Below are 15,432 nucleotides of genomic sequence, written 5' to 3'. Positions count from 1 at the left end.
CACGAGGAGGCGCCAGGTTAAACTGAAGGGACTGACCCCGGAGGAGTTCCGGAGACAGTCCCTTGCGGCGTAGTTCTTATTTAAGCCGTCCAGGTTTTGGGGTGCAGTTCAGATGTCCGTTCTAGGGGGCTTCATCAGATATTTCGGCTTCGTACTCGAAGGCTCAGGTAATCTTTACGCAAACAGGCCGTAGATGCTGATATTGGCCTTGGCGTAGAGGCCGTTGGCGTACTCGGTCCACTTGGAGCTGGCGTTCGAGGCCTGCGAAGAGTACTGCTGGTAGGCGGTGTAATAGGCGGTCATGGCCTGCTTATAGGTAGCGCTATCGGCCGTAAAGGCATCGTCGGCAAAAGCCTTAGCGTAGGTGCTATCAGCGTCCTTCCAGGTGCCCTTCTTGCTATCCCACTCGTCACCGGCAAGGTTGATGATGTAATCGGCGTAGTCCTTGCTCGCGGTGTCCTCGTTGCCGTCAGAAGGCTCGGTCGGAGCGATCGGCATGCTTGCGGAGCTATCGCCCACCTTCTTCTTGTAGAGCTTCTGCAGCGTTGCGGACTGGCGGACGATCTGCTTGGCCTGGTCCTTGGACACGCCATACTGCGTGGCCATGGTCTTGTAGTCCGAAGTGCCGATAGAATCCTCGGCGTACTTCTTCATCTCCTTAGAAGAGACGGTGATGCCCTCATCCTCGGCAGCGTCCAGCAGAATCTGGTTGCGCACGTAGGACAGGATGACATCGGCAGAGGGAGCGGTGTAGTTGCCATCGCTATCCTTGACGGTATCAAGGCTGTACTGGCTCTCGATGGCCTCGCGCGCGGTGATGTCGCTCTTCTTGCCGTTGTAGCTGTAGCTTGCCACGGTCGAATCGAGCTGGTCCTCGGTGAGGGTCGCCGAGCCGACGCCCTTGCCGCCAAAACCACCGTTGCCGATAAAGAAGCCGACCACAGCAGCGATCACGATGGCGACCACAAAGGCGGCAATCATCGTCTTCTTGTGCTTGGATGCGCTGTCGTCCACGTCGGAGTCATCGTCCTCGTCCTGCTCCTCAGGCATGAGGTTCTCGTCGGCGGCATCCGCGGCAATCTGAGCCTCCAGGCGGGCGTCCTCCTCCTCGGCGGTCGTGCCGGCAGCAATGTGCTCGGCAGACGTACCTGCGACCAGATCGATCTTCTCGTCCTCGTCACCGTCGGGGCCTTCTCCGCGCTCGATGATCTGGATGCCGTCGATCTCGTCCTTTTCGTCCTTCTTTTGAATCAGACCCATATCAGTTACTCCTTGTTAAGAAACATAGTCCTCAATAGAATACGCCCGACAGAGCGCCGGGCGTATTCATTCTCAGGTTATCCGCAAACGTATAAGTACCGCTTAGGCGTTTGAAAGCCGTATCCCCTTAGGCAAGATGCGCGATAACGGCATCGGCAAAGGCCTGCGTGCCCACGGCGCCCTCAATGGAGCCGGTCTGGGCACGACGCACGTCACCGGTAACCTGCTCGCCCTCGTCGAGCGTGGCAGATACGGCGGCGCGAATACGATTGGCAGCATCGTTCTCGCCCAGATGATCGAGCATCATGGCGGCAGACAGAATCTCGGCCGTGGGGTTAGCGATATCCTGGCCAGCGATATCGGGCGCGGAGCCATGCGTGGCCTCAAAGATGGCGCAGTCGGCTCCGATATTGGAGCCGGGGGCCATGCCAAGGCCGCCCACAAGACCGGCGCACAAGTCGCTGACGATATCGCCATACAAATTGGGCAGGACCAGAACATCGAAGTCGTTGGGGTTCTGAACCAGACCCATGCAGGTGGCGTCGACGATCTTGTCGTTGAACTCGATATCGGGATAGTTGGCAGCCACCTCGCGAGCCACGCGCAGGAACAGGCCGTCAGTCGCCTTCATGATGTTGGCCTTATGCACGGCCGTCACCTTTTTGCGACCGCAGCGGCGAGCATACTCAAAGGCGTACTCCACAATACGGCGGCTCTTGGCGATGGAGATGGGCTTGATCGAGATGGCGGAATCCGCGGCGAAGGTTTTCTGACCCGAGCGCTCGACAAGCTGTGAAAGCTCCTCGACCTCGGCAGCGCCTTCGTCGAACTCAATACCAGCGTAGAGGTCCTCGGTGTTCTCGCGCACGATAACCAGGTCGACATCGCGGAAGCGCGAGCCATCGCCCGGTTGCGACAGGCAGGGGCGCACGCAGGCGTACAGATCGAAGTACTTACGCAGGGCAACGTTGACGCTGCGGAACCCCGTACCGACCGGCGTGGTGATGGGGCCCTTGATGGCAACTTTGGTCTGGGCGACGGCATCGAGCACATGCTGGGGCAGCGGCGTGCCAAACTCGTCCATGACGCCGGCACCGGCCTCCTGGACGTTCCAATTGATCTGGACACCGGCGGCCTCGACCACGCGGCGCATGGCCTGCGTAATCTCGGGACCGATCCCGTCACCGGGAATCAGGACTACATCGTGCGCCATAATCTGTTACTCCTCGTCTTCGGCGTCGTCAGATTTTTTAACGCTAGCACGCTTCTTCTTTTTGGAGAGATCCAGGCCAAAACGTTTAACAAGCATTTCGCAAATTTCGCTCGAACGGGCCTTGAGATAGCTGCCCTTGCCGTTCTCGGCATCGAACTTAAGGCGCAGCGCAAGCTTCTCGGCGATCTCGGCATCGATCTCGCCTTTGCCAAACTCGTACAGGCAGCCGAGCATATCGCGATACTCGAGGTCACCGTGGTAGCACTGGATGGCCTCGTCCAGGATGGGCCAAGCCTCGCGCGAACGCTCGACGCTCGTGGCACCCCACACGCACAGCAGGCGGAAGGCGGCATAGCGCAGCGTGGAGGAAATCTCGTCAAACAGTGCGGTCTCGGCGCCCTCAAAGGCATCGCCCAGCTGGTCGGGGCAGGTGGTGGCGAGCGCCGCCAGGGCATCGAGGGCCTCCCAGCGAGTCTGAGCCTCGGGCCGGTCGAGCGCCTCGATCAGCGCGGGCACGCAGGGCACGACGCGCTGCGGATCGCGCTCGGCAAGCAGGTGCAGCACGCGGGCGGCAAACTGGCGAATACGGCGCGTGGGGCAGCCGAGCTCCTGGACCAAGCGGTCGACGGTGTTCTCGTTCTCCTCTGCCAGCTGAAGCTGTGCCAGCTCCTCGTCGGTGAGCTGTTCGTCTTTGTTTTCTGCCATAGTTACCTCTTCTTACTATTTCTTAGTGTGCCTGCCAGCACCCTTGCTGTCATCGGTGACCGAGATGAGCTGTCGGTCAGCCGCGCCATTGCGACGCGCGCGGCGGCGCTCCTCGGCGTCGCCTGCGTCGGCGGCGGCGCGGTGAGCCTTGTTGACGTTAAAGACCTCATCGTGCTTGCGCCACGGACCAACGGACTCGCCAAAGCTCATCTTAAGGCCGGCGATAAAGCCGCCAAGCCAGCCGATCGGCGCAAACTGCACCAGCGGGAATGGCAAGAACACCCAGGTCAGCAGGACGACTGCCGCCGCTCCTGCAAAGTTGGCAATCCAGTAGTCGCGCTTGGTGATGACGCGCTTTTCGCACGCCCACTGGCCGCACAAAAAGCCAATGTAGATCGCAAAGAGAAAGAGCACTAGTGCGAGCACCACGAACGTCCAGCTCATGGGCGCTACTCCTCGTGATGGTGGCCGCAGCAGCACTCGTGGCCGTCGTCATGGCCGTGGCCGCCGCAGCACTCGTGGTCCTCGCCATGGTGGTGGCCACAACCGCACTCGTGGTCGTCGCCATGCTCGCCGCAACCACAGCCTTCCTCGTGAGCACCATGCTCCTCGGGACGATACTGCGACCAGTCCAGACCGGCGGCAATGGCGTCGGCCTCCTCCTTATAGAGGACATTGATGGCCTGGGTACCCAGCTTGGCACCACCGATGGCGTCGAGCATGTCATAGAGCGTAAAGGCCACGTCGGCGCCGGGCAGCGCAAGCTCGCGGTCGTCGGCATAGGCGAGCGCCAAGCGCAGGTCCTTGATGAAGTGCTCCACCATAAAACCGGGCTTGTAGTCGCCGTCGAGCGCCTTGGGCGCCAGGCTCTCCATGGCACCGGACTTGCCGGTGCCGCCCAGGATCATCTGACGGGTCTTCTCCATATCAAGGCCGCTCAGCTCGGCAAACGCCAGCGCATCGGCCATGCCGACCATGCAGGCGCCCAGCGACACCTGGTTGGCGAGCTTGGCAGCCTGGCCCTTGCCGGCGCCATCGAAGCAGCAGATGGTTGCCGCAAAGGTGGAAAGGATATCGCGGACCGGGGCAATGTCGTTCTCGGTAGCGCCCACGATAGCCGTAAGCGTGCCGGCGATAGCACCCGACTCGCCGCCGGTGACGGGGCAGTCAAACGCCATGCGGCCGGAAACCTGGGCGGCCTCGGCAATGTCGCGCGCCAGCTCGGGCGAGCTCGTGGTGAGGTCGATCAGGACCGCACCGGGCTTAGTGCACGCGAGCAGACCGTCGCCCGCCAGGTAGAGCTCCTCGACCTCGGAGGGATAGCCCACCATGGTAAAGACGACGTCGGCGTTCGCCGCGGCATCTGCCGGCGTATCGGCCCAGACGGCACCGCGCTCAACAAGCGCTGCAGCCTTGGACTTGGTGCGGTTGTTGACCGTGACGGGATAGCCAGCGTCCAGAATGTGGCCGGCGATAGGGGCACCCATGATTCCGGTGCCGATAAATGCGACAGAGAGCTTGTTTGCCATGAAACCTTTCCTTTTGGGTTGGGTGTTATTACCAGGTTGAATACTCGTTGCCAGCGTTTGGGCTGTGAGTCGAGGGCGATTACGGACGCAGCGCTTGTCTACTGGCCGCGCACGCGGCGGGCGATGCGGTCGGAAAGCGACGCCTTGTCGGTGCGGTTCTTGCCCCAAAACGCGCAGGCCACCATGCCGGGGCCCACGTGCGAGCCGATGGTGGGGCCCACGGAGCTGCGAATGATCGTGACGTCGGCGCAGCCCTCCTCCTTGCGGATGGCGGCTTCGAGCCAGTCACCGTCCTTTTCGGCATCGGCCGTCATGATGGCGATGGGCATGGTGCGATCGGGCACGTAGTTCTCGCGGAACGACTTGAGGATGGACTTGAGCGCCTTCTTGCGGCCGCGGTTGACGCCGATCAGCGACAGCGAGCCGGCAAGGTCGTAGGAGAGCTCGGGCTTGACGTCGAGCTTTGCCGTGAGCTGCGCCGCCGCGGGCGGAATGCGGCCGCCGGCAGCCAGCGCATCGAAGCTCTCGAGCGTAAAGTAGCCGTGCACGTAGGTCTTGGCCTCGTTTGCCCAATCGACCAGCTGCTTGGCAGTCAGTCCCGCCGAACGCTGGCGCACGGCCTCAAGCGCCAGGAGCTCGCCGGTCGCGCAGGGCAGAGCGTTGTCGACCACGTAGAGCTCAAAGTTGGGATACTCGGCGCGCACGGCATCTGCCGCCTGGCACGCGGAGTTGTAGCTCGACGACAGCGCCGAGGTAAAGCACAGGTAAACCGTGGGCGTGCCCTCTTTGGCGCACTCGGTAAAGAACTCGATATAGCGACCGAGCGACACAGCCGAGGTGGACACGCGGGCACCGGCGCGCATGCGGTCGTAGAACTCCTTAGGGCTCATGCTCGACCAGATGTCGTCCGTGCGCTCCTCGCCATCGATAATGAAAGGGAAGCCCAAGATATCGACATCGAGGTTCGCGGCGACCTCGGGGTTAAAGTCGCAGCAGGTATCGACGACGATACGGCAGCGGTCCGAATGACCGGCGGATGCGGCCTTGTCCATCAAAGCGACTCCTTACGTAAAAAAGGCGGCCACCCGCATGGGATGGCCGCCAACCGTTAACTCATGCAAGTTAACGTATTTTACTCGTCAAGTGTTTCGATGCGGGGCTTGATGATGCCATATCCACCATTCTTACGGTGATACACCACATTGATGAGGCCAGTCGTCGCGTTCTCGAACACGTAGAAGTCGTGGCCGAGCAGATCGGTCTGCACCAGCGCCTGCTCCTCAGTCATCGGGGTGACATCGATGACCTTCTCGCGGACGAGCAGGTCGTCGTCCTCCTCGGGCAGCAGCAGGTCGGCCAGATCCTCGACGCGCTCGACCGGTGCGACATCCGCGGCGCTGGCACCGCCCTGGCGGTTGTCCACAACCTTGGTCTTGAACTTGCGCAGCTGGCGGGTGACCTTATCGGCGGAGAGATCGATGGCGGCATACATATCTGCGCCGTGCTCGGCGACGCGAATCACAGAGCCGCGGGCACGAACCGTGACCTCGACGATTGCCGGGTTGGGGTTCGAGGGGTTCTTCTCATAACGAAGCACGACGTCGACTGTCATGGGCTCGATATCGAAAACCTTGAGCGCCTCGCCGATCTTCTCGTCCACATGCGCACGCAGAGCATCGGTTACCGTCGTCTTGCGTCCAGAAACCTTGATATCCATACGTGGCTCCAATCTGCCTCGGGGACTTACTGTACTGGCTATGTACCCATTGCCGTGCATTTAATCACCCGAATTCCCAAAGGCCCGAATAACGACTGCTTGATACCGCATACCGAAGTCTCGCACTTTTCCGCGGCAAAGTGCGCTATATGAGGGCGTCGGCGGAGTTGGTTTTTCTCCTGGAAATTGCCCTTGAGCTGCTGGTTTTATCAAAATTGAAAAGCCGGGCTCCCCTATGGGGGAGACCCGGCCATGCGTGTTGAAACCGTGAAGAAGCGCCTTGTTCAATGTATGGCAGGCGCCACCCCTACCAATAACTAGCTATTGAGCTTATTGATGTCATCGTCGGTGATGGCGCCCTCCTGGCTAGACGAGGGGCTGTCGCCGTTGTTATCGGAGGTGTCGCCATCGGAGGACTCGGTCTCGTTGGACGTGGATTCGGATGCCTGCACATTGGCCCCCGAAACAGTCTTGGCGGTAAGGTCATAGGGCATCTGTCCGTACCAGACGCAGTGGACCGCCTCGAGCGTGCCGTCGACCGTGATGTCGTCGAGGGCATCGCCCACGGCACGGCACAGCTCATCGTTAGAGCTAAGGCCTGCGACGCCAAGCGTGGAGGGCGTCTCGAGCGTGCCGACACAGGAGATCTGGCTCATCAGGCGCGCGAGGTAACCACCGGCCGTGGAATCACAGATCACGTAATCGACCTCGCCCGACTCGAGTGCCTCGAAGCACTCGTTGATGTTGGAGAAGGTCTTTTGGTTGGCCGTGATGCCCTGCTTGGCGAGCGCTTCCTGCGAGGCCGAGAAGGTCTGAACGCCCAGGGTAGCGGTGTTAAGCGTTTCGGTGGAAACGCTCAACGACTCGCCGTCAGTGCTCTTGCCGAATACGGCGGGGGCGTCGTACAGACAGGTGCCAAGCGAGCTGATATCGCCGTCCGTAGAGCTGACGTCGCCAATGAAGATATCGGCCTTTTTATCGCTGAGCGCGGAATCGGCCGAGGACGCATCGACAAAGGCGACCTTGAGACCCATGCGGCATGCGAGGGCACGAGCGGCATCGACCGCATAGCCCGTGAGGTTTCCGTCGGCATCCTGCATGGCTTGCGGGGCATCGGAAGTATCGAGGGCGACCGTCAGGGTTCCCGGCGTGACCAGGGCATCGTCCGATACCGTGGGGGTAACGGTCTCGTGCTCGATCTGGTCGATCGTGGGCGTCGTGAACGTGGACAGTGGATTGAACGCGCATCCACTCAGGCCCAAAACGGCAATGACCGCCGCGGTCCCAGCACCCAACCGAGCTGCATGCATCAAGCTGCCCCTCACCATGTCCGCTACCCTGCCTTCTGTGTCGTATACGATCCGTGCCCTGCACGGAATATCGGGTTGTTCCCACCAGCTGACCTGGTATTTGACCCCACACTTGCGCACCGGGGCGTTTGCTCGGGAGGCCGCAGCCACCTTCACGACTGGCCCGCTCGCCCGCGAGGCGGTATTGCCCCAAAGAAAGTAGAACGGACGGTGCGGCTTACATCTAGGACGCGCCATGATCGCGCCGCGCGCACGCGGTCGCTTACGTGGATCCCTTTGACCGCGTCTGTCTTGGACTTGGATGGGCGCATTGCCCGTCCGCAACCACAGCCTGGCGGGAACGTAGCGCATTATAACTAAGTTCAAGCTAAAGTTTAAGGTTAGGTCGTCATTCGCACCGCGAGTACAGATTTCGCAGGTCGAGGCGGACCATTCGTGCCCCCATGAAGCCCGGAGCTCCCCTACGGGGAGCTCCGGGGTGCCCGCCTCGGGGTGCCGTGGCCAAAAAATGGCAAATATGAGTACTGTTACCAATTTTGTAACAGGCAATTTTGGCCTCTCGGACAGATTTTGCGCTTAGTGTCGCCAATCTGATGCTTAGTTATTCTACATTTGTTTATTATCTTCTTTCTTTACGCCGCCTCCGAGTCCTAAATTCTTTGATTTTGCTGTTACTGATTTAGTGACAGTACTCATATTTGTCATTTTTTGGCCAGGGCATATGATTAACCCCCTATTTTCGACGCGAATTATATCGGTTTAAGCCCAAAACACGCCCGCAGCGTGTTAAGCAACGCCTCTTGCTTCTTCCTGCGGGCATCGACACGATTCCGGTACCGCTTTCGCATACGCTGGTGGATGCGCCATGCGAGTGCCTCCATTGCCTCCATGTCGCAAAGCATTTCGTTGTTGACCGTCGCGACCTCGATTCCCATAGTAATCAAGCCCGTGTTGCGTTTTTCATCATGGATACGTCCCCTCCGGGAGGAATGGCCCAGCTCACCGTTGTATTCCAGGTCAAACCGGGCTGCTTCCTGATACGCATCGCAAACTGCATGCGGCATCCCCGAGATTGCCTGCGCGCGGTCATCGAACTCAATCTTGTAGTCGGTCTTAAAAGGACCGCAGGCAAATCCACCATAGGAAAACGGAAGTGAAAACATGGCAAGCATGATGCACTCCATGGGTGAGCGCAGGTTTTCCGACAGATAGGGACACAGCCGCCGCAGTTGTTTGGCCGCACTCCCCTTGCATGTCGCAAGGTAATCTGCCAGGCGATCGGGCGTCAGCACCGGCTCGACTTCAAAGTAGCCCACGTCTGCCGGTTGGTCCTTGTCCTTTGCAAGTCTATTCGCAACAGGCGAGGTATAAGGAGGTAGATACTTCCCGCGATCGCTTAGTGAAATCTTGGAACACAGTTCCTGGGCCAGGGCAAACGCCTGGGTACAGCCGACCTCGCGGGCGACGGCAACACAAAGGGCCTCGGGAGATAGGCTGTACACCCCCGGTTCCACCTCTAGAATCGAGCCGGCAGGCAACCTGGAGCACACGGACCAGCCCACGCCAGGCATGCGGCGGCGCTGCGCCGCAGATCCCACCAGCAAGCACAGATCTTCTTGCACTTCGCCGCTTTTGGCTCCAATTCGCACCAGGTCGGGAAGATAGACATCCTCGGTCGAAGGCGATGACGTACACAGCACGCGGCGCTCTTCATCGGGATTGAGGTCCTTCCAGCCGATGTAGCCCATCTGCCGGCGCTCGGCTCGAATCAAGCGCAACGCCGAGGCGCCCGCCAGAATCACGGAAGCCGCTAGCTGCTCTTTTGTCGGTTTATTGTGCTGCCTGATTGTTACCGCCACACGAATCACCCCTACCAAACGCGTGCGATAGCGAGGCCATCGACGGCTTTGGCGCCGGCGCGCTTAAGCTCCGCCGAGGCCGCTGCCATTGTTGCGCCCGTGGTAATGACATCGTCGATGAGCAGCAGACGACAGCCACGTACATCCTCGACCGTCTCGTACATGTCCCGGGCATGTTCCCGGCGCTCGGCGCGACCGAGTTCGCGCTGGTCGCCATGACCGTATTTGACCAAGGCGTCCACCAATGGCACGCCCGAAAGATCGCAAAACGAGCGCGCGATTGCTTCCATGTGATCAAATCCACGCCGCCGAAACGCCGCCGCAGTTGCGGGCACAAATACCACCGCGTCGACACCGGACAGCACACCGCCGTAACGGTCGGGGGCTGCTACCTGGGCATGCAGGGCGGTGTCGTAGAGCAGCTCTGCCAGATACGGTGCCAGACGGCGCTCGCCCGCATCCTTGTATGCCTTGATGATGCGCGGCAACGGATGTGCATAGACAGCGCACGCCAGGCAGCGATCGAGGGCCTTAGCCACCGCCGAAGACGCACCCTCGACCGAGCACTCGGTACACAGCAGGTCTCCAAACGGAGCGCCGCACCTCGTGCAGCTGTGGCGCGGATCGACAAGCGTGAGCGACGCCAGGCACTCCCGACAAATAAGCGCACCGGCACGCTCGCAACCGGCGCATCGCGTGGGCGAAAGAACCTCGAGTGCCTCATGCGCCGCGCGCTCGGCAAACGGTAGCAATTCATCCGCAAACGGCAAGATGCCGGCACTCCGTAAGCGGCTCAAACCATTCAGATAGTTATTTATGACAAAACCCTCCCTACGCTTGGGCGAAGGGAGGGTTGTCGATTCAGTGCCATGATACCCCGTTGCACTTGGGGTCAGATAAGTCGAATCCGCTTGCGGGCGCTATTCGCCGGCAGGCGGTTGCGGTGCGGACGAGGTGTGGGTCGAGCCTTCGCCACCATCCTGGCGCGGCTTGCGGGAACGGCGACGGCGTCGGCGCTTCTGACTCTGGTCGGCCGAGCCCTCGCCACTGCGATCCTCACGCGGTTCGCGCTCGTCGCGAGCACCGCCGCGCGAAGCCTTGGCGGCAGCTCCTCCGCCATCGCCGGGGCGACGGCGCGTGACCTTGACTTCACCATCCGAAACCTGATCGGCCACAGAAGGAACCGAGGGTTTCTGCTGCGTGCCCGAGGAATGGCGACGGCGCGGACGCGGCGCGCGCTCCTCCTCGCCACGTGGCCTGCCAGCCTTGTCGGCAGGCGCGTCGGAGGCCGAGGCACCCTTGGGAGCGGCACCGGCCTCGCGAGCGGCTGCGGTGCGGAAGGCGTCCTCGCGCTCCTCGCTCGACAGGTGGCGGCGACGACGGCGCGTGGGGTTCATGCCGCCGCCGCGGTTTTGCTGCTGGGGCTGCTGAGCCTCGCGCTCGCGAGAGGCGTTCTTGCCCGCGGTCTCGCCGTTGTCGACGGACGCCGCGCGCTTGCGGCGACGACGGCCGCCGGCCGCCTCCTCGGCCTCGGAAGCCTCGGCCTTGCCGCGGCCCTTTCCGCGGCCACGACCCTCGCCCTGGCCCTGACCGGCACAAGCATCGGATTCGGCATCGCGACGACGGCGCTTGGGCATCGACGTGCCGGCCAGACGGTCGGCACTCGACAGGCCATCGCCCACGTCGACGCCGTTCTCGCGATCGAGCTCCATGAGCGCCAGGCGCATCTCGGGCGACTCGATACGCTCGAGCACATCGCGCGTCACGCAGTCGGGGCGGCAGCTGCAGCCCTGCTCGGCGGCCTTCTTTTTGCAGCCCTCCGAGCACGTCATATCGGCCAGGTTGACCTTAAAGACTTTACCGTTCTCCAGGCGCAGCACCAGCTGCTCACGCGGCGTGTCATATTCCTGGATACGCGCCTTGCCGAGCGGCGTATCGATGAGCGTCTTCTTTTTGGGCGCACGGCTCTTAAAGTCCTTGTACGCCTCGAACTCATAGCGCAGGCAGCACATCAGGCGGCCGCACACGCCGCTGATCTTAGACGAATTGAGCGGCAGGTCCTGCTCTTTTGCCATGCGAATCGAGACGGGCTCAAACTGTCCGCCAAAGCGCGTGCAGCAGAGCTCCTGTCCGCATTGGGCATAGCCGCCCACCAAGCGAGTCTCGTCACGCACGCCAATCTGGCGCATGTCAACGCGAATGTGCAGCGTCGAGGACAGGTCCTTGACGAGCTGACGAAAATCGACGCGCTCCTCGGCCGCAAAGTAGAACACGGCTTTCTCGCCGCCAAACAGGTATTCGACACCCACCGGCTTCATCTCGAGGTCGAGATCTTTGACCAGACGGCGGAAATCGACCATGGCCTCATCGCCCTGGATGGCCAGGTCGTCGGCAAGCTGCAGGTCGATATCGCTCGCCACACGCAGCACGGGCTTGAGCGGCTGACCGATCTCGTCTTGCGGCACCTCGAAGGGATCGGCCGTGACCAGGCCGATCTCGGTTCCGCGCTCGGTGGAGCAAATGGCATAATCGGCCTCGAGGATATCCAGATCCTGCGGGTCAAACCACAGGTCGCGCGAGGCGTAGGTAAACTTAACGGGTACGACTAACGGCATTTCAGTGCCTTCCTGATATCGAACAGCATGACCTCGATGGCCAGCTGGGGAGTAACGTTTCTGGCAATGTTGCGCTCGGCGGTCGCGACCGCCTCGAGCGCCCGGGTGGCACCCGCAACATTCGTCGCGGCGGCAAGCCGCCCGATCGTGTCGCGCACGTCCTCGTTCACAATGTCTGCCGCCTCATCCTGAAGCGTCAGCAGCACGTCGCGCATGAGCGTCCGCGCGCTCGCCAGCGCTTCCATGATACCCGAACGCTCGCGCGCGTTGAGTTCGCGCTTGTTGCGGTCCTCAAGCTGCTTCAATGCTCCACGCGACAGATAATCGGCGTTTTGCTCGAGCACCTTTTCCTGCGTGGACTTGACCTCGGCGAGCGGAGCCTTAACGGCGACGATGAGCGACTTGGCGCGACTGAGTACATCGGCCTCGTCGGCGGCGATGAGCGAATCGATGGCGCGGACCATCTGGCGGCGAGCATCCTGGCGCTCGGCGCTCTTAAGGAACTCGATGCCGCGCGTGGGGCTCCCCGCCACGGCGAACGCCATGCGACAGCGTGCGAGATCCTGGCCCGTCGCGCGGCTCACGGCCTTCGTGGCCGCGGCGGGCGACACCAGCCGAAACGGCACGCACTGGCAGCGGCTCACGATAGTGGGCAACATCACGTCTGCCGAGGTGCCCAGCAAGATAAACATAACGCCCTCGGGCGGCTCCTCGAGCGTCTTGAGCAGTGCGTTGGCGGTGTTGGCGCGCAGCTGCTCGGCACGGTCGATGATGTAGACCTTGGCCTTGGCACGGATGGGCGCCAGCGGCACGTCGTCGAGCAGCTCGCGGGTCTGGGCGATGAGGTAGCCCGTGGCGCTCTCGGGCGTGTAATAGTGCACGTCGGGGTGCGTATGGCGGGCGACACGCACACAGCTATCGCATGAGCCGCAGCCGTCCTGCTCGCACAGGAAGGCTTGGGCGAGCGCCCAGGCGGCATCGAGTTTGCCGGCACCGGGAGCGCCCAAAAACAGGTAGGCGTGCGATGCGCGGCCGCTGGCGACGGCGTTGGTCAAAAAATCGCGTACGCGCTCTTGGGTGTCGAGCTTGGCCAGCAGGCTTGTCTGAGCGGGGGCCATGTTACTCGGCCTCCTGGGCAAGCGTGGCAGTGACGGCGTCCTGGGAAATGTCGAGACCGTACGCGCGAACCTGCTCGACCGTCTGCGCGAAGACGTCCTCGATGGAAGCGGTGGCGTCGATGAGCTTCACGCGATCTGGCTCCTCGGCGGCAATGGCACTAAATCCCTGGTAAACGCGCTCCTGGAACGCCATGCCCTTGGCCTCCATGCGGTCGACCGCACCACGGGCGGACATGCGAAGCGCCGCCTGCTCGGGCGTGATGTGATAGACGAGCGTGAGCGCCGGGTGCGTCCCCGCGACAGCAAGGTTGTTGGCGTCGCGTACCATCTGGCGATCGAGGCCGTCGGCAAACGCCTGGTAGCAGGTCGTGGAATCATAGAAGCGGTCACACAGGACCACTTTGCCGGCCGCAAGGGCGGGAGCTATGACCTCGTGCACCAGCTGGGCGCGTGCGGCCTCGTAGAGCAGCAGCTCGCAGGTATCCCCCATCGCCGTATTGGTGGGGTCGAGCAGCAGGGCACGGATCTTTTCACTAATGGCGGTACCACCCGGCTCACGCAGGGTCACGACCTGGTAGCCAGCGAGCTCGAGCGCACGGGCCAGCAGGCGCGCCTGCGTGGACTTACCGGCACCATCGACGCCCTCGAGCGTGATAAAGCTATGCTGAGCGGGCTCAAAAGCCATGGGCGCAGTCCCTTCCTACAAGGCGCGTAAATGCAGATATATCAACCAAATCATGATACCCCAGGGGCAGGCGCACCCCAAATCCAACCTAGTCATTGGGGACGTTCTTAAATGACTGGTCGTTTAAGAACGTCCCCAATGACTCCCAATGACTAAAGGTGCCTTTCCAACGTTGCGGTGAAATAGGGACTGATTGAAGCTCTAAGACCGCCAAACAGTCCCTATTTCACCGCAACTTATGATGGGGAATTTTGGATGCTTGGTATAATCGTCGTATGGCATTGAAATGTGGCGAAAGGAGTGGCAATGTCTCGGTATTGCGCCTCGTGCGGCAAGCTTCTTGCAGATAATGCCAAGTTCTGCACCTCGTGCGGTGCACCCGTTGAGCAAACAGCCGCGAGCGATAGCCAGCCCGCTTTTGAGCAGACCGGGCCCCTTGATACGCCGCAAGCCAAGGCGGACGACCCCCTCGCTTATCGCCCCGACCCCGCCGCAAGCCCCGCGGCCGTCGAGACCACGCAGTGCATACCCGTCGCGAGCGGCTCGCCCCAACAGCAGCCGGCTCCCGCATACGCGCCTGCTTCGCCACAGACCCCCGCTCCCAAAAAGAGCGGCACCGGGGCGCTTATCGCCGTTATCGTTGCGCTGGTGGCAATCATCATCGCCCTGGTCATCTTCTTTGTGATCAAACCGTTCGACGACTCCGCCACGCAGACGACTGCCGAGGTTACCAAGCTGCACCACGATGTTGACGATGATGACCTCAAGCCCCTCGGCGACCCCAATAGCCTTTACGACGATGACGATGACGATGAGGCTGGCGGCGAAGCAACCCTCTCCGAGCAGAACCTCTACCGTCGCCTGAGCGAATACTACGACCTGCTCGAGGACCTCGATAGCCAGGTCCGCGCCTGCGCGCAGGCCTTCAATGGTAGCTATCTGGAAGAAGATCGCACCACCCGTCAAAATCTCGCCGACGTCGCCGAGCGCACGGAGGAGACCATCGAGCAGTATTACGATATCGTCGAGGACCTGGACGTCCCCATGAGCTCCAAGAACTACCACTCCTGGAAAGACATCATTGCCCTGTATGACGACCTTGATCACCGCATCGACGCGATCTGCGATGCCTGGGAGATCAGCCTAAAGTACGCAAAGCCCTCGGACCATAAGGACGAAATCGTGGCGCCGCTGGCACGCGACAACGAGCCGGGAACCAGCAGCAACAAGTATCGCTTGGACTTTGAGGACCGCTATCCCAGCGCCAAACCCGTCGAGGTGAACTAGCGTTTTGTCGTTCCCGAGCTGGCGGTTGGGGACGTTCCTAAACTGCCGGCAGAAAAGGAACGTCCCCAACCGCCGAACAAAAAACGGGCGAGGATCATGGGACCCTCGCTCGTTTTTGTTTTGGGCAATGTTTC

15 protein-coding genes are annotated in these 15,432 nt (G+C 61.4%); 2 read left to right on the top strand and 13 right to left on the bottom strand.

What is annotated here, in order from left to right; translation table 11 throughout:
* Window positions 1-73: IS3 family transposase (locus tag ACTM86_RS05615; RefSeq protein WP_441015707.1), on the top strand; the 73-nt coding region annotated here is incomplete at its 5' end.
* A gap of 101 nt (window positions 74-174) precedes the next feature.
* Here the strand turns inward: ACTM86_RS05615 and ACTM86_RS05610 are convergent.
* The 13 genes from ACTM86_RS05610 to tmk all read right to left on the bottom strand — a co-directional run bounded on the left by ACTM86_RS05610 (window position 175) and on the right by tmk (window position 14,011).
* The gene (locus tag ACTM86_RS05610; protein ID WP_441016117.1) at window positions 175-1,260 is read right to left on the bottom strand and encodes a hypothetical protein; all 1,086 of its coding nucleotides are present in this window, start codon (window positions 1,258-1,260) and stop codon (window positions 175-177) included.
* A gap of 127 nt (window positions 1,261-1,387) precedes the next feature.
* The gene (locus tag ACTM86_RS05605) at window positions 1,388-2,473 is read right to left on the bottom strand and encodes an isocitrate/isopropylmalate dehydrogenase family protein (protein WP_427728602.1); all 1,086 of its coding nucleotides are present in this window, start codon (window positions 2,471-2,473) and stop codon (window positions 1,388-1,390) included.
* A gap of 6 nt (window positions 2,474-2,479) precedes the next feature.
* Window positions 2,480-3,178 carry a hypothetical protein gene (locus tag ACTM86_RS05600; RefSeq protein ID WP_427718960.1) on the bottom strand — a complete coding sequence of 233 codons (699 nt, stop codon included), beginning with the start codon at window positions 3,176-3,178 and terminating at the stop codon, window positions 2,480-2,482.
* A 15-nt stretch (window positions 3,179-3,193) separates the two neighbouring features.
* A complete protein-coding gene (locus ACTM86_RS05595) occupies window positions 3,194-3,622 on the bottom strand; it encodes a hypothetical protein (protein WP_441016114.1) in 429 nt (142 codons plus the stop codon).
* Between the two features lie 5 nt (window positions 3,623-3,627).
* Window positions 3,628-4,707 carry an NAD(P)-binding domain-containing protein gene (locus tag ACTM86_RS05590; protein WP_427718955.1) on the bottom strand — a complete coding sequence of 360 codons (1,080 nt, stop codon included), beginning with the start codon at window positions 4,705-4,707 and terminating at the stop codon, window positions 3,628-3,630.
* 98 nt (window positions 4,708-4,805) lie between these two features.
* Window positions 4,806-5,759 carry a DegV family protein gene (locus ACTM86_RS05585; protein WP_427718953.1) on the bottom strand — a complete coding sequence of 318 codons (954 nt, stop codon included), beginning with the start codon at window positions 5,757-5,759 and terminating at the stop codon, window positions 4,806-4,808.
* Between the two features lie 80 nt (window positions 5,760-5,839).
* On the bottom strand, window positions 5,840-6,424 hold the full coding sequence (gene hpf, locus ACTM86_RS05580; RefSeq protein WP_055285508.1) for a ribosome hibernation-promoting factor, HPF/YfiA family: 585 nt from the start codon (window positions 6,422-6,424) through the stop codon (window positions 5,840-5,842).
* Window positions 6,425-6,741: 317 nt separating this feature from the next.
* Window positions 6,742-7,734: a substrate-binding periplasmic protein gene (locus tag ACTM86_RS05575; RefSeq protein ID WP_441016121.1), complete on the bottom strand. Its 993-nt coding sequence runs from the start codon at window positions 7,732-7,734 to the stop codon at window positions 6,742-6,744.
* Between the two features lie 749 nt (window positions 7,735-8,483).
* Window positions 8,484-9,593 (bottom strand): hypothetical protein, encoded by a 1,110-nt coding sequence (locus tag ACTM86_RS05570; RefSeq protein WP_441036926.1) that lies wholly within the window; start codon window positions 9,591-9,593, stop codon window positions 8,484-8,486.
* 11 nt (window positions 9,594-9,604) lie between these two features.
* On the bottom strand, window positions 9,605-10,363 hold the full coding sequence (locus ACTM86_RS05565; RefSeq protein ID WP_441016108.1) for a ComF family protein: 759 nt from the start codon (window positions 10,361-10,363) through the stop codon (window positions 9,605-9,607).
* A 150-nt stretch (window positions 10,364-10,513) separates the two neighbouring features.
* Window positions 10,514-12,208, bottom strand: a complete 1,695-nt coding sequence (locus ACTM86_RS05560; RefSeq protein ID WP_441016105.1) for a PSP1 domain-containing protein — start codon at window positions 12,206-12,208, stop codon at window positions 10,514-10,516.
* A complete protein-coding gene (locus ACTM86_RS05555; protein ID WP_441016102.1) occupies window positions 12,199-13,326 on the bottom strand; it encodes a DNA polymerase III subunit in 1,128 nt (375 codons plus the stop codon). The genes ACTM86_RS05560 and ACTM86_RS05555 overlap by 10 nt, the downstream gene beginning before the upstream one ends.
* Before the next feature lies 1 nt (window position 13,327).
* Window positions 13,328-14,011, bottom strand: coding sequence for a dTMP kinase (tmk, locus tag ACTM86_RS05550; RefSeq protein ID WP_441016099.1), 684 nt, complete (start codon window positions 14,009-14,011; stop codon window positions 13,328-13,330).
* A gap of 306 nt (window positions 14,012-14,317) precedes the next feature.
* On the opposite strand from tmk, the gene ACTM86_RS05545 reads away from it, so the two are divergent.
* Window positions 14,318-15,298 carry a zinc-ribbon domain-containing protein gene (locus tag ACTM86_RS05545; RefSeq protein WP_441016096.1) on the top strand — a complete coding sequence of 327 codons (981 nt, stop codon included), beginning with the start codon at window positions 14,318-14,320 and terminating at the stop codon, window positions 15,296-15,298.
* Window positions 15,299-15,432: the final 134 nt, after the last annotated feature.

The organism is Collinsella sp. HCP3S3_E11 (assembly GCF_052067375.1).
GTDB lineage: Bacteria > Actinomycetota > Coriobacteriia > Coriobacteriales > Coriobacteriaceae > Collinsella.
Note: the sequence above shows the minus strand (reverse complement) of the source record. Positions and strands in the feature narration are given on the sequence as shown.

What these genes read in the sequence shown, in the direction of transcription:
- ACTM86_RS05590 (WP_427718955.1), bottom strand. Translation starts at nt 4,707, where the DNA reads ATGGCAAACAAGCTCTCTGTCGCATTTATCGGCACCGGAATCATGGGT.
- ACTM86_RS05575 (WP_441016121.1), bottom strand. Translation starts at nt 7,734, where the DNA reads ATGCATGCAGCTCGGTTGGGTGCTGGGACCGCGGCGGTCATTGCCGTT.
- ACTM86_RS05585 (WP_427718953.1), bottom strand. Translation starts at nt 5,759, where the DNA reads ATGGACAAGGCCGCATCCGCCGGTCATTCGGACCGCTGCCGTATCGTC.
- ACTM86_RS05545 (WP_441016096.1), top strand. Translation starts at nt 14,318, where the DNA reads ATGTCTCGGTATTGCGCCTCGTGCGGCAAGCTTCTTGCAGATAATGCC.
- hpf (WP_055285508.1), bottom strand. Translation starts at nt 6,424, where the DNA reads ATGGATATCAAGGTTTCTGGACGCAAGACGACGGTAACCGATGCTCTG.
- ACTM86_RS05560 (WP_441016105.1), bottom strand. Translation starts at nt 12,208, where the DNA reads ATGCCGTTAGTCGTACCCGTTAAGTTTACCTACGCCTCGCGCGACCTG.
- tmk (WP_441016099.1), bottom strand. Translation starts at nt 14,011, where the DNA reads ATGGCTTTTGAGCCCGCTCAGCATAGCTTTATCACGCTCGAGGGCGTC.
- ACTM86_RS05595 (WP_441016114.1), bottom strand. Translation starts at nt 3,622, where the DNA reads ATGAGCTGGACGTTCGTGGTGCTCGCACTAGTGCTCTTTCTCTTTGCG.
- ACTM86_RS05605 (WP_427728602.1), bottom strand. Translation starts at nt 2,473, where the DNA reads ATGGCGCACGATGTAGTCCTGATTCCCGGTGACGGGATCGGTCCCGAG.
- ACTM86_RS05555 (WP_441016102.1), bottom strand. Translation starts at nt 13,326, where the DNA reads ATGGCCCCCGCTCAGACAAGCCTGCTGGCCAAGCTCGACACCCAAGAG.
- ACTM86_RS05600 (WP_427718960.1), bottom strand. Translation starts at nt 3,178, where the DNA reads ATGGCAGAAAACAAAGACGAACAGCTCACCGACGAGGAGCTGGCACAG.
- ACTM86_RS05610 (WP_441016117.1), bottom strand. Translation starts at nt 1,260, where the DNA reads ATGGGTCTGATTCAAAAGAAGGACGAAAAGGACGAGATCGACGGCATC.